The following is a 12443-nucleotide window of genomic DNA, read 5'->3' as shown; positions in this document are numbered from 1 at the left end:
TGCTTACGCCAGCGGGCACCCGCCCGGCATCCCCCGTTCATCCGGGCACGCGCCCTGCCTGCGGCGTCGCGTCGCACAGGTCACCCGGTCGGGCGTCGAACGTTCGGGGAGCCGGCCGGCCTAAATGGAGGGTCAGAGCTCGAAGAGGTCCCGGACGGCCTCGGCGAGACGGGCCATGCTCGCCCCGGTCACCATGCCGATGCGCTCCGCCCCGGTGGACGCCGGCAGCCGGCGCATCCGGTTCACCACCACGACGCCGGTGATCGGGTCCTGTTCGGTGAGCGCCACCGCGTACGGCGGCAGTTCGGTGACGCCGCGCTGGCGGACGATGGGCGCGCAGATCGGCGCGGCGTTGCCGCGCTCGTTGTAGCTGTCGGCAGAGAGCACGAGTACGCGGTACCGCAGGTCGGCGCGGTCGCCGATGGTCCAGATCTCGCCGCGTCTCATGTCAGCAGGATCCGGAGGTCAGGGCGGTCCGGATCGGCATGGCAGGAAGCGTACCGCCGCGCCGATCTCCACTTTTCCCCGGCCGGGCGCTCACCACGTGGACGAGATCGAACCCCGAGGGGCCGCATCCCGTAAGAATGACGGCGGGGCCCGTAACGGGCGGGTACTGAGGAAGGACGTAGTGATGTCGCAGAAGGCGCAGATCGGAGTCACCGGCCTGGCGGTGATGGGCCGCAACCTGGCCCGGAACTTCGCCCGGCACGGGCACACCGTGGCGTTGCACAACCGGTCCTACGGCCGCACCAAGGAGCTCGTCGAGAACTTCGGCCACGAGGGCACCTTCCTGCCGGCCGAGACCGCGGAGGAGTTCGTCGCGAGCCTGGAGCGCCCGCGCCGTGTGGTCATCATGGTGAAGGCCGGGCCGGCCACCGACGCCGTGATCGACGAGTTCGCCCCGCTGCTCGAAGAGGGCGACATGCTGATCGACGCGGGCAACGCGCACTACGCGGACACCCGGCGGCGGGAGGCGGCGCTCAAGGCGAAGGGCCTGCACTTCGTGGGCGCCGGCGTCTCCGGCGGCGAGGAGGGCGCGCTGCACGGCCCGTCGATCATGCCGGGTGGCCCGAAGGAGTCGTACGAGGCGCTCGGCCCGCTGCTCGAGGACATCGCGGCGAAGGTGGACGGGGAGCCGTGCTGCGTGCACGTCGGCCCGGACGGCGCCGGTCACTTCGTGAAGATGGTGCACAACGGCATCGAGTACGCGGACATGCAGCTCATCGCCGAGGCGTACGACCTGCTCCGGCAGATCGGCGGGCACTCGCCGGCCGACATAGCCGGCATCTTCGGCCAATGGAACGAGGGGCGGCTCGGCTCGTACCTGATCGAGATCACCGCCGAGGTGCTCAAGCAGGTGGACGCCGCCACCGGCCAGCCGTTCGTGGACGTCGTGCTGGACCAGGCGGAGCAGAAGGGCACCGGCCGCTGGACCGTGCAGGCGGCGCTGGACCTGGGCGTACCGGTCTCCGGCATCGCCGAGTCGGTCTTCGCCCGGGCGCTCTCCGGCGGCAAGGCGGAACGCAAGGCCGCCGCCGACGCGGGCCTGCCGGGCCCGTCGGTCACCGCCGGCGCGCACTCCGGAGATTTGGTGGCCGACGTCGAGCAGGCGCTGTTCGCCTCCAAGATCGTGGCGTACGCCCAGGGCTTCCAGCAGATCCAGGCGGCCAGCAAGGAGTACGGCTGGGAGATCGACCCCGGCGCGATGGCGAAGATCTGGCGGGCCGGCTGCATCATCCGGGCCAAGTTCCTCGACTTCATCAAGCAGGCGTACGACAAGCAGCCGACCCTGGCCACGCTGCTCGTCGACCAGTACTTCCTGGACGCGGTCAGCGGCGCCCAGGACGCGTGGCGCCGCGTGGTGGCGACCGCCGCGCAGCAGGGCATCCCCGCGCCCGGCTTCGCGTCCGCGCTGGCCTACTACGACGGCCTGCGCGCGCAGCGCCTGCCGGCCGCCCTGATCCAGGGCCAGCGCGACTTCTTCGGCGCGCACACCTACCACCGGGTGGACAAGCCGGGCTCGTTCCACACCCTCTGGGCGACCGAGGACCGCGCCGAGGTCGAAGCCTGACAAGGTCCCACGGAGGCCGCCCGCCGGTGAGGCGGGCGGCCTGTCGGCGCCGCACCGATCAGCGCCACCAGCGGAGGACGGACCTCCCGCCGCGGTTCTTGATCTTCACTCGTGCGAAGGCCCCGTCTCCCATGAACACGACCCCGGAATTGATCGCGGTTCGGGAGCCGGGTCCACCGGTGGGCGGGTCGGACGCCGGCCCGGCGGGTGGCTCCGCCGGTGGCGCAGCGGGGCGGGTGAGGAGCGCGCGGCCGGCGACGAGAGCGGCCAGCACGAAACTGGCCACGCTGGCCACCTGATCGGCGGCGCCGAGGTCGACGACCGCGAAGACCACACCGGCGACGACCAGCAGCGCCCCGAGTGCGATCAGCCCGATCCGCATCGGTGGCCTCACCAGAGATCCAGTCCCGGCGCCTCGACGTCACGCCGGGGTATCGGCGGCGTTGTTGATCGGGGAATGCTGGACGCCGGCCTCTGCTCCGACGGCATGACCGGCCTGACGGGCGACGGTGCAGGCTGCGGCGGCTCGACCGCGCTGAGCGGCGACAACTGATGCTGCGGCTGCGGCGGCTGCGTGAGTTCGACGGTCTTCGCCAGCTCTTTCAGCTTCTTGCCGATCATTTCCTTGAGCATCCAGCCGGCGCCCCACGCGAGGCCGATCCGGGTGCTCTGGTTCAGCTGGTTCCCGTAGCCCACCATCACCGCACCGGCGAGGTTGACCCGCTGTTCGAAGAGGGATCGCGAGACCGAGGCCCCGCGGCCCAGCTCGTCGGTGTAGGTGAGCAGGTCCTCGTCAGCGATCCCGTCGACCATGCCGCGAATGATGCCGAGCGGATCGCCGGCGCTCCGGTCGGCCGGGCCGGCCCCGAACCGGGCGGCCATCGCCACGGCCAGGTCCCGGTTGTCGACGAGCAGTTCGGCCAGCGGGATGGCCGCCTCCTCGACGTGGTAGCAGGTCTCGGTGCGCAGGCGGGAGTTGTCGCCTTGGGCGACCACGTCCGCCCCGTCCGCGAGCATCGCGACACTCGGGGGAAGCTGCCGCCCGCACCTTCGCTCCCCTTCCGGCGCACGGTCCGGCAGACCGGGACTCACCCGGGCCTTGAACGCCTCGTGATTCGCCTCGCTGGGGTCCAGCATCATGGTCAGGAACGCCTCGAGCACGGCCGGGTCCCGGTAGAGGTCTTCGCAGTCCAGCGAGACACGGCGGATCCGGTAGTGCTCCCGGGCGTCCAACCGGCAGTTGTTGGCCTGGACCACGACCGGGGTGTCCGCGGTCGTCAGGCGTTGCGGTTCGCACGGGGCGCTACTCTCCCAGACCACCAGGCGGTCGTGGGCCGGCGCCACCACGTCCAACCAGAGCGGCGGAAGTTCGCTGCGCCGCAGGCGGAGGTCGAGGTCGTCCATCGGGCCGTCGAGACGGCGGGCCAACTGGTTGAACTGAGTCTCGATCGCCGACAGCTCGCCGGAGGTGCGGCGGACGAGGAAGGCGGGGTCGGAGACCGCCCGCCCGAGGTCCAGGACGGCTGACGTGGCGGCGATGGCCGCCTCGGTAGTTTCGTCCCTTTCCAGCCGGCGCAGACGCTGGGTTAACCGGGCGTACGCCGCCTCTGCCGCGTCCGAGCCGGCGACGAGCGATTTCAGCCGGCTCGTCGGACCGTGCAGCGCATCCGCCGGGGCAGACCGCACAATCTCTGACGGTGTAGGTGGCAGCGAGGGCACCGGCGCGGGTGTGCGGGGCCGCTCCGACGACGGACGCTCCGGGTTCAACCAGCTCACCATCGATCCCCTCTCGCTGCAAGTGAGCGCAGCATGACAGAGAGCGACGCGCGTCGATGTCAGATCATGGACTTACGGTGGGCACGGTGTCGTCCTCGGCGCTGGGCTCGGCCGAGGCAGGGTTCTCGGCCAGGCGGCGGCTCAGGCGGCGGTAGGGGCGGCTGAGCAGGGCGAGCGACGTGGCGATCACGCCGATCAGGCCGGTCAGGATGAAGACCAGGGCCATGCCGCGGTCGGCGCCGGTGCCGAACCACGGGCCGATGGTGCGGGCGCCGGCGCCGTCGGTCATGAACGGGATGAAGACGAACTGGGTGATCGGCGAGATCAGGAACGCGGTCAGCGGGGAGGCGGCCTGTTCCACGCTCTGCGCCAGGCCGAAGACGCGGCCCTGCCGTTCGTACGGCACCACGCGCTGCAGGATGGTCTGCTCGGTGGCCTCGGCGTACGGCACCAGGACCATGTACAGGAAGAAGCCGATTGCCAGCGGGATGATCGACGCCCACAGCGGGAACACGATGATGATCGTCCAGAGCACCAGGTTGATCAGCAGCAGGAGCCGGACCGGGCGTTTGCCCAGACCGGTCCGCGAGACCAGCAGCCCGCCGATGATGAAGCCGGTGCTGAGCACGCCCCACAGCAGGCCCCACGCCTGCACGGACACGAGCGACAACCCGTACGCATCGGCGAGCGCCATGAAGACGCCGCCGAGGAAGTTGTTGAACGTGCTGAACAGGATCAGCGCGGTCAGCCCGGGCACCCCGGCGATCAGCCGCAGGGTGCCGCGCAGGTCGACGCCGGATTTCGGCACGTCCTCGCCGGTGTGCAGCACCCCCCGCTCGGGGATCGTCACGAAGGCCAGGTGCGCGACGGCGAGCCCGAGCACCACCAGCGCCAGCAGCAGCACCGAGAACATCCCGTCCAGCGCCACCAGCAGCCCGCTGATCACCGAGGTGACCAGGAACGTGGTGCCGGAGACCGTGCCGACCAGACCGTTCGCCCGGTCCCGGGTGTCCTCCTCGATCAGCAGCGTGACCAGGGTGGGCAGCGCGATGGTCCGGATGTTGCCGGCGATCACCCCGAACATCAGCAGCAGGACGAACGCCCAGAGCAGCGCGCTCGCCGGGTCACGGAACTCGTCCTCCGGGGTGACCAGGTAGAGGGCGAACGCGGCCGCGTACAGCAGGAAGGACGCGACGGCCGAGCCCTGCAACGCGGTCTTCTTGCGGTGCCCGTCGACGAGGCTGCCGAACCAGATGCCGGTGAGCGCGGTCAGCACCAGGAAGATGCCGGAGATCATCCCGGTGGCGAAGACCGATCTGGTCTGCAGGTACACCCAGAAGGTGACGGCGAACCACACCGTGAAATTCATGACCGACACCAGCAGCGTGTTGCCGAGCAGCTGATAGAAGGTCTTCACGTTCCCCCGGATGACGGCCATCCCAAGACCGTATTACCTCAACAGGTCTTGAGGTCCACCGGATTTTCGGCTACGCGGCGCGGGCCCGGACCGGGTCGGCGGCCATCAGCGCGCCGCACTCGTCCGCCGGCAGCGGCTTGGCCATGAAGAAGCCCTGCCCGTACCGGTAGCCCATCTGCCGCAGCCGGTCCACCTGCTCTTCGCTCTCGATGCCTTCGGCGACCGCCTTGAGCTGCAGATGTTCCGCCAGTTGGGCGACCGCCGCGGCCACCGCGACGCGGCCGCGGTCCTCGCCGTCGGCGATCCCGTCGACGAACGACTTGTCGAGCTTGAGGACGTCGACCGGGAAGGCGCGCAGCAGGCTGAGCGACGACTGGCCGGTGCCGAAATCATCCAGGGCCAGGCGTACGCCCATCTCGTGCAACGCCTGCAGCGTCTCGCGGACCTGCCAGCCGTCGACCACCGAGGACTCCGTGACCTCCAGGATCAGGTTGTTCGGCATCAGCCCGGTGTCGCTGAGCACCGCCGCGACCTCGTCGACGAACCCGGCCTCCCGCAACTGCCGGACCGCCACGTTCACGTTGACCGCCTCGATCGCGTTCGGGTGCGCCTGGCGCCACCGCGACAGCTGCGTGCACGCCTCCCGCAGCACCCACGCCCCGAGCGGCACGATCAGCCCGGACCGCTCGGCCACCGGGATGAACTCACCCGGCGACACGAAACCACGACTCGGATGCTGCCACCGCACCAACGCCTCCGCGCCGTGCAACCGCCCGGTGACCAGGTCGAAGACGGGCTGGTAGAGCAGCCGCAGCTCGCCGCGGATGATGCCGTTCTGCAGCTCACTGGCGAGCCGGGCATGGTTCACCATGTCCTGGCGCATCCGCGGCTCGAAGCGTACCCAGGACGCCTTGCCGGACTCCTTGGCCGCGTACATCGCGATATCGGCGTTGCGGAGCACCTCGTCCGCGGTCTCGCCGGTGCCCGCCAGCGCGATGCCGGCGCTGGAGTGCAGCAGCAGCGTCTGGTCGCCGACCCGGAACGGGTCGGCGAAGGCGAGCAGCACCCGGCCGGCGGCCTCCTCGGCCGCTTCCGGGTCGTCGACCGGCAGCAGTACGGCGAACTCGTCACCGCCGAGCCGGGCCGGCATCTCGCCGGCGCCGCAGCGATCCCGCAGCCGCTGCGCGACCTGGAAGAGCAGCTGGTCACCGGCGGCCGGGCCGAGCGTGTCGTTGATCATCTTGAAGTCGTCGACGTCGATCAGCAGCGCGCCGGCGGCCTGGTGGGCGCCGATCCGCTCGGCCAGCGCGACCCCGAACCGGGCCCGGTTGGGCAGCCCGGTGAGCGAGTCGCTGAGCGCCAGCCGCTCGAGTTCGGCCTGCTGGCGGCGGATGCCCTTCAGGGCGAGGGTGTTCTCGCGCAGGCTGAGCAGCTGACGGGCGACGACGAGCCCGGCGATCAGCACCGCGCCGATGATCAGCGTGCGCTGCCGGCCGGTCATCTCCTGGGCGCTGACGCTGACCACCAGGCCGGCGGTCGCGGTGACCGCGAGGAACGGCAGCAGGTTCAACAGCGAGCGGTGCGAGAGCGCGGCGCCCTGCGGCCGCTCGCCGCCGGTCAGCGCCCGCCGCTGCAGGTGGGCGCCGACGCAGAGGGAGACACCGACCATCGGAATGGCCAGCACGGACAGGGCCAGCCGGCTCCAGTCGCCGCCTGCGATCAGCAGCATGTTCCCGGCGATCGCGGCGAGCGGCGCGACGGCCAGCACGCGCAGCGCGGCCGGGTCGACCATGGTCTGCGGCCGGGCCGCCGCCTTGCCGATCACCACGAGCAGCAGCATGCCGCCCATGCCGACCACGGCGGCCGCGGTCCGGGCCACCATCGAGGTGCCCTCGGGGGCCAGGTCGAGGACGACGTACCAGAAGATCAGACCGCTGGCGACCGCGACGGTGGCGGTGTCGAGCACGCCACGGATCCAGGCCACCGGGGTGCGTTTCGGTCCGGGCAGCAGCAGGAAGGCCGCAAGCAGCAGGAGTACGCCGGCCAGCAGCGGAACCCCGACGTACGGCGAGAGTCCGGTATTGTTGTTCGCCCGGAACAGCGCGACGACCGCGCCCACCAGCAGGCAGATGCTCGCGTGCTCCAGCCGGCGCCAGAACGAGCGCACCGCCCGGGGCAGTTGCACGATCCGGGCGATCCGCTGGCAGGCGAAGACCGCGGCGGCCATGGTGACCGGGCCGCCCACATACCCGAGATGGAGCACGGACGTGTCCACCAGCAGCCACACCAGTACCGCGATGGTGGCCACGACAGCCACCATCACGGGGGTGAGCCCACCGGCTCGCTGCCTCTCGGGTGCGCTCATCGGGTTCGTACGGCTCCTCGCCAGGTGTGCCTATTGCTTGCGGCATACCAGTCGGCGAAACCGTCCCGAACCTGAGTAGAACCCGATCAGTCAGGCATTCAGGGCGGCCGAGACCACGGCCCGGGCCTCCTCCTGGATCCGGGCCAGGTGCTCCGGACCGTGGAACGACTCGGCGTAGATCTTGTAGACGTCCTCGGTGCCGGACGGGCGGGCCGCGAACCAGCCGGACCCGGTGACCACCTTCAGGCCGCCGATCGCCGCGCCGTTGCCGGGCGCGCTGGTCAGCACGCCGGTGATCGGCTCGCCGGCCAGCTCGGTGGCGGTCACCTGCTCCGGCGACAGCTTGCCGAGGATCGCCTTCTCCTCCCGGCTGGCCGGGGCGTCGATCCGCGCGTACGCCGGCTCGCCGAACCGCGCGGTCAGCTCGCGGTAGTGCTCGCTCGGCGTCTTCCCGGTGGTCGCGATGATCTCGGAGGCGAGCAGGTCGAGCAGGATGCCGTCCTTGTCGGTGCTCCACACGCTGCCGTCGCGGCGCAGGAACGAGGCGCCCGCGCTCTCCTCGCCGCCGAAGCCGATCGAGGCGTCCAGCAGGCCGGGCACGAACCACTTGAAGCCGACCGGCACCTCGTCGAGGCGGCGGCCCAGGTCGGCGGCGACCCGGTCGATCATCGACGAGGACACCAGGGTCTTGCCGATGCCCGCGGTGGCCGGCCAGTCGGTCCGGGCCCGGAACAGGTAGCCGATCGCCACGGCCAGGTAGTGGTTCGGGTTCATCAGGCCGCCGTCGGGGGTGACGATGCCGTGCCGGTCGGCGTCGGCGTCGTTGCCGGTGGCGATCTGGAACCGGTCCTTCTGCTCGATCAGCGAGGCCATCGCGTGCGGCGAGGAGCAGTCCATCCGGATCTTGCCGTCCCAGTCCAGGGTCATGAAGCCGAACCGGGGGTCGACGGTGGGGTTGACCACGGTCAGGTCGAGGCCGTGCCGGTCGGCGATCTCGCCCCAGTAGGCGACGCTCGCCCCACCGAGCGGGTCGGCGCCGATGCGCACCCCGGCCCGCCGGATCGCCTCGATGTCGATCACCGAGGGCAGGTCGTCGACGTACGTGGCCAGGTAGTCGTACCCCGAAACGGTCGCCGACTCGCGTGCCTGCGCCGCGCTGACCCGCCGGACGTCCTTGAGACCGCCCGCGATCAGCGCGTTGGCGCGGTCCTGGATCCACTTGGTGGCGTCGGTGTCGGCCGGCCCGCCGTTCGGCGGGTTGTACTTGAAGCCGCCGTCGTCCGGCGGGTTGTGCGAGGGCGTGACCACCACGCCGTCCGCCTTGCGCGACGACGAGCGGTTGAAGGTGAGGATCGCGTGCGACAGCGCGGGCGTCGGGGTGTAGCCGTCCCGGCTGTCGATCAGCGTGGTCACGTCGTTGGCGGCGAACACCTCGAGCGCGGTGATCATGGCCGGCTCGCTCAGCGCGTGGGTGTCCCGGCCCAGGAAGAGCGGACCGTCGACGCCCTGCTCCCGGCGATATTCGACGATCGCCTGGCTCGTCGCGGCGATGTGGTCCTCGTTGAACGCACAGCGCAGGCTGGACCCGCGGTGCCCGGAGGTGCCGAACGCGACCCGCTGCCCCGCCTGCCCGGGGTCCGGGTGCTCGGTGTAGTAACGCGAGATGACCTTGGGCACGTCGATCAGATCAGCGGGTTCGGCTGGCCGGCCGGCACGGGGGTGGACAGACATCGCGGCCTCCTTGGGAGCATGGACCTGTGCCGGATCGTATCCAGATGCGGGCCGGTTGAACCTTTCGCGGGTGCCTTCCGAACTACCTGGAGTGACAAGGGTTCGCAACATTCCACTCCTGATGCTGTTCGCCGTGCTCGGAGTGCTGTTGCTGCCCGCCACGCCGGCCTCCGCGCACGCCACGCCGGTCGGTTCGGACCCGGCGCCGGGCAGCGTCATCAGCGCCTCGCCGAGCGTCGTGACGGTCACCTTCAGCGAACCGATCGCCGTGGTCAGCGGACGGATCCAGGTGATCTCCCCAGCCGGTGAGCGGATCAACGGCACGCCGACCGTCGAGGGCGCCGTCCTGCGCATCCCGGTCCGCAAACCCGACCGCCCGCTCGGCACCTACCTGATCAGCTTCCGGGTCATCTCCGCCGACAGTCACCCCGTCGGCGGCGCCATCACCTTCTCGGTCGGCGCGCCCTCCGAGCGGCCCGAGGCCGCGACCAGCACCGGGCCGCACTGGTCGGTCGCGGCCGCAGTCCCCACCCTGAAATTCCTGGGGTACGCCGGACTGGCGCTGATCGCCGGCCCGGCGATGTTCCTGGCCCTCCTGTGGCCGCCGCGCCGCTCCCGCCGATCGGCGCTGCGCACCGTGCAGGCCGGCGTCGCCCTGACCGCCGTGGCGACCGTCGGAGCGCTCGGCCTGCAGGCACAGCAGGGCAGCGGCTCCGCCCTGTGGCAGGTCAGCGCGAGTGAGCTCGGCGAGGTGCTGACCAGCCAGTTCGGGCTGCTGCTGGTGGCCCGGCTGGCGATCCTGGCGATCCTGGCGGTGATGCTGCCTCCGCTGCTGCGCGGCCCGCGCCGGACTCCGCCGACCGGGTCCTCCCCCGCGCCCGCGCCGGCCCGCGAACTCGTGCCCGCCGGCGGTCCCGCCCTCACCCTGGTCTCGACAGATACCCCGGCGGTCATCCCGGTCCCGCGGGTCGCTTCCCGTGTTGCCGAGCCGCGCGCGCAGCGGGTCCAGGTCACCGCAGTGCTGCTGCTCGCCGTCGCCGGGCTGGTCACCTGGCCGCTGACCGGGCACGCCGCCGCCGCGCCGATGCCCGCGGTCACGATCGCGGTCGGCGTGGTGCACCTGGCCGCCATGGCCGTCTGGATCGGCGGCCTGGTCACCCTGATCGCGTTCCTGCTTCGTGGCACCCACCAGCGGGTCCTCGCCAGGATCCTGCCGGTCTGGTCCCGCTGGGCGGCCATGTCCGTGCTCTGGCTCGCGATCGCCGGCGGGGTGCAGTCGGCCGTGCAACTCGGCTCGGTCGAGGCGCTCTGGCGCACCGGGTACGGCCAGTTGCTGGTCGCCAAGCTGGGCGTTCTCGCCCTGGTCCTCGGCGCCGCGGCGATCGCCCGCAAGCTGGTGCTCTCCGCCCGCAACGGCGGAGGGCTGCGGCGCACGGTCGGCATCGAGGTCGTCGCGACCGTGGTGATCCTCGCGCTCAGTGCCGTGCTGGTGCAGGTGGATCCTGGCCGCACCGCCGGGGTCAAGGACGACGCGATCACCGCCCGGGGCAACTCGGAGACCCTGGACAGCCCGATCTACGCGCTCCAGTTCAACATCTACCCGGTGGAGCTGGGCGAGTACAACACCGTGCACGCGTTCCTCTACTCCCCGTCCGGCGCCCCGCTGCGGGCCGCCGAGTGGCAGCTGACCGCCCGCCTGCTCGATCAGGACCTGGAAGCGGTCCCCCAGCCGATCGCCGGCCTGGACGCCCCCTCGCACCAGGCCCTCGGCTCGGTGACCTTCCCGCTGCCGGGCACCTACGAGCTGGCCTTCACGATCCGGACCAGCGAGATCGAACGGGCGACCGTGAAAACCACCGTTTCCGTGGAGAGGTGACGCGGAGTCGCATTCTGGGCAGAGAGAAGAGAATGTTCGTCTCCCTCGCCGAAGAACCCGGCGCCGTCGTGGTGACGGTGCGGGGGCATCTGGACCTGGACAGCGCCCCGTCGCTGGCCACGAAGCTGGACGAAGCGCTGTCCCGGCCCCGGCCACAGGTCGTCGTCGACCTGTCCGGGATCGAGTTCTGCGACTCGATCGGGTTGAGCACGTTCGTCGTCGGGCACAACCGGGCCCGCGCCGACGGCGGCTGGATCCGGCTCGCCGCGCCCGGCGAATTCCTCGAACGGCTGCTCGACACGGTCGGCCTGACCAACCGGATCGGGGTGTATCCCAGCGTTGCGGACGCCCTGGCCGACCGGCTCGACGGACCGCACGGCTAGTCTCGCCGCGTGCTCATCCTGCTCCCACCGTCCGAGGGCAAGACCCCGGCCACCACCGGCGACCCGGTCGACCCGGCGGCCCTCTGGCTGCCCGCACTCGCCAAGGCCCGGACCCGGGTGCTGACCCGTCTGGTCGCGCTCTGCAAGCGGACCAGCGAACGGTCGATCGCGGACTCGCTCGCGACACTCGGTCTCAGCGCCGGGCAGCGCGGCGAGATCACCCGCAACGCGGAGCTGCCGGCCGCGCCGGCTGCGCCGGCCGCGGAGATCTACACCGGGGTTCTGTACGAGGCACTGGGCGCGGACAGTCTTGCCCCGGCAGCCCGGGAGTGGCTGGACCGCAGCGCGGTGGTCTTCTCCGGGCTGTGGGGCGTCGTGCGCCTGGGTGACCGGATTCCGGCGTACCGGTGCTCGGTCGGCGTCACCCTTCCGGCGCCGGTCGGTGGGCTCACCGCGTACTGGAAGAAGGCCCTGCGCCCGGAACTGGACGCCGCCACCGCGGGCGAGCCGGTGCTGGACCTGCGCTCCGGCGCGTACGCGGCGATGTGGTCGCCGCCCGCCGGCGCGGCGGCACAGACCGCCTCGCTGCGGGTGCTGCACGAACGCAACGTCGGCGGGGTGGTGAAGCGGTCGGTGGTGAGCCACTTCAACAAGGCCACCAAGGGGCGGCTGGTCCGCGCCCTCGCCGAGGACGGTGCCGCGCCCGGCTCGGTCGGCGAGCTGGTCACCGCGCTGCGCGACCTGAAGTTCACGGTCGAGGAGACGCCGGGCGCGGCCGGGAAGCCGCGCGCCCTCGACGTCGTGGTGGCCGAGCTCTAGTTACT

General features: G+C 71.4%; 10 protein-coding genes. 4 read left to right on the top strand and 6 right to left on the bottom strand.

Translation table 11 applies throughout. The annotated features are described in order from the left end of the window. Positions 1 to 132: 132 nt before the first annotated feature. On the bottom strand, positions 133 to 447 hold the full coding sequence (locus tag OHA21_RS04320; RefSeq protein WP_196414146.1) for a type II toxin-antitoxin system PemK/MazF family toxin: 315 nt from the start codon (positions 445 to 447) through the stop codon (positions 133 to 135). Positions 448 to 631: 184 nt separating this feature from the next. Here OHA21_RS04320 and gndA point away from each other — a divergent pair, with 184 nt between their 5' ends. Beyond that, positions 632 to 2071, top strand: coding sequence for an NADP-dependent phosphogluconate dehydrogenase (gndA, locus tag OHA21_RS04315; RefSeq protein WP_328470352.1), 1440 nt, complete (start codon positions 632 to 634; stop codon positions 2069 to 2071). Between the two features lie 58 nt (positions 2072 to 2129). Here the strand turns inward: gndA and OHA21_RS04310 are convergent, their stop codons facing one another. The 5 genes from OHA21_RS04310 to pgm form a co-directional block, all read right to left on the bottom strand. Beyond that, positions 2130 to 2465: a hypothetical protein gene (locus tag OHA21_RS04310; protein ID WP_328470350.1), complete on the bottom strand. Its 336-nt coding sequence runs from the start codon at positions 2463 to 2465 to the stop codon at positions 2130 to 2132. Beyond that, complete coding sequence (locus tag OHA21_RS04305; RefSeq protein ID WP_328470348.1) at positions 2462 to 3757, bottom strand: hypothetical protein; 1296 nt, start codon at positions 3755 to 3757, stop codon at positions 2462 to 2464. The genes OHA21_RS04310 and OHA21_RS04305 overlap by 4 nt, the downstream gene beginning before the upstream one ends. A gap of 154 nt (positions 3758 to 3911) precedes the next feature. Continuing rightward, complete coding sequence (locus tag OHA21_RS04300) at positions 3912 to 5285, bottom strand: MFS transporter (RefSeq protein WP_328470346.1); 1374 nt, start codon at positions 5283 to 5285, stop codon at positions 3912 to 3914. A 49-nt stretch (positions 5286 to 5334) separates the two neighbouring features. Next, positions 5335 to 7572 carry a putative bifunctional diguanylate cyclase/phosphodiesterase gene (locus tag OHA21_RS04295; protein WP_328470344.1) on the bottom strand — a complete coding sequence of 746 codons (2238 nt, stop codon included), beginning with the start codon at positions 7570 to 7572 and terminating at the stop codon, positions 5335 to 5337. Positions 7573 to 7719: 147 nt separating this feature from the next. Further along, positions 7720 to 9360 (bottom strand): phosphoglucomutase (alpha-D-glucose-1,6-bisphosphate-dependent), encoded by a 1641-nt coding sequence (gene pgm / locus OHA21_RS04290; RefSeq protein ID WP_328470342.1) that lies wholly within the window; start codon positions 9358 to 9360, stop codon positions 7720 to 7722. A gap of 121 nt (positions 9361 to 9481) precedes the next feature. Here pgm and OHA21_RS04285 point away from each other — a divergent pair, with 121 nt between their 5' ends. From OHA21_RS04285 to yaaA, 3 genes are read left to right on the top strand one after another with little or no spacing between them, the layout of a single operon-like run. Then, on the top strand, positions 9482 to 11236 hold the full coding sequence (locus OHA21_RS04285) for a copper resistance CopC/CopD family protein (protein WP_328470340.1): 1755 nt from the start codon (positions 9482 to 9484) through the stop codon (positions 11234 to 11236). A gap of 32 nt (positions 11237 to 11268) precedes the next feature. Further along, positions 11269 to 11619 (top strand): STAS domain-containing protein, encoded by a 351-nt coding sequence (locus OHA21_RS04280; RefSeq protein ID WP_328470338.1) that lies wholly within the window; start codon positions 11269 to 11271, stop codon positions 11617 to 11619. 9 nt (positions 11620 to 11628) lie between these two features. Continuing rightward, entirely contained in the window at positions 11629 to 12438 is an 810-nt protein-coding gene (yaaA, locus tag OHA21_RS04275; RefSeq protein ID WP_328470336.1) for a peroxide stress protein YaaA, read from the top strand. Positions 12439 to 12443: the final 5 nt, after the last annotated feature.

Source organism: Actinoplanes sp. NBC_00393 (assembly GCF_036053395.1).
Taxonomy (GTDB): domain Bacteria; phylum Actinomycetota; class Actinomycetes; order Mycobacteriales; family Micromonosporaceae; genus Actinoplanes.
Note: the sequence above shows the minus strand (reverse complement) of the source record. Positions and strands in the feature narration are given on the sequence as shown.

What these genes read in the sequence shown, in the direction of transcription:
- OHA21_RS04320 (WP_196414146.1), bottom strand. Translation starts at nt 447, where the DNA reads ATGAGACGCGGCGAGATCTGGACCATCGGCGACCGCGCCGACCTGCGG.
- gndA (WP_328470352.1), top strand. Translation starts at nt 632, where the DNA reads ATGTCGCAGAAGGCGCAGATCGGAGTCACCGGCCTGGCGGTGATGGGC.
- OHA21_RS04300 (WP_328470346.1), bottom strand. Translation starts at nt 5,285, where the DNA reads ATGGCCGTCATCCGGGGGAACGTGAAGACCTTCTATCAGCTGCTCGGC.
- pgm (WP_328470342.1), bottom strand. Translation starts at nt 9,360, where the DNA reads ATGTCTGTCCACCCCCGTGCCGGCCGGCCAGCCGAACCCGCTGATCTG.
- OHA21_RS04285 (WP_328470340.1), top strand. Translation starts at nt 9,482, where the DNA reads ATGCTGTTCGCCGTGCTCGGAGTGCTGTTGCTGCCCGCCACGCCGGCC.
- OHA21_RS04280 (WP_328470338.1), top strand. Translation starts at nt 11,269, where the DNA reads ATGTTCGTCTCCCTCGCCGAAGAACCCGGCGCCGTCGTGGTGACGGTG.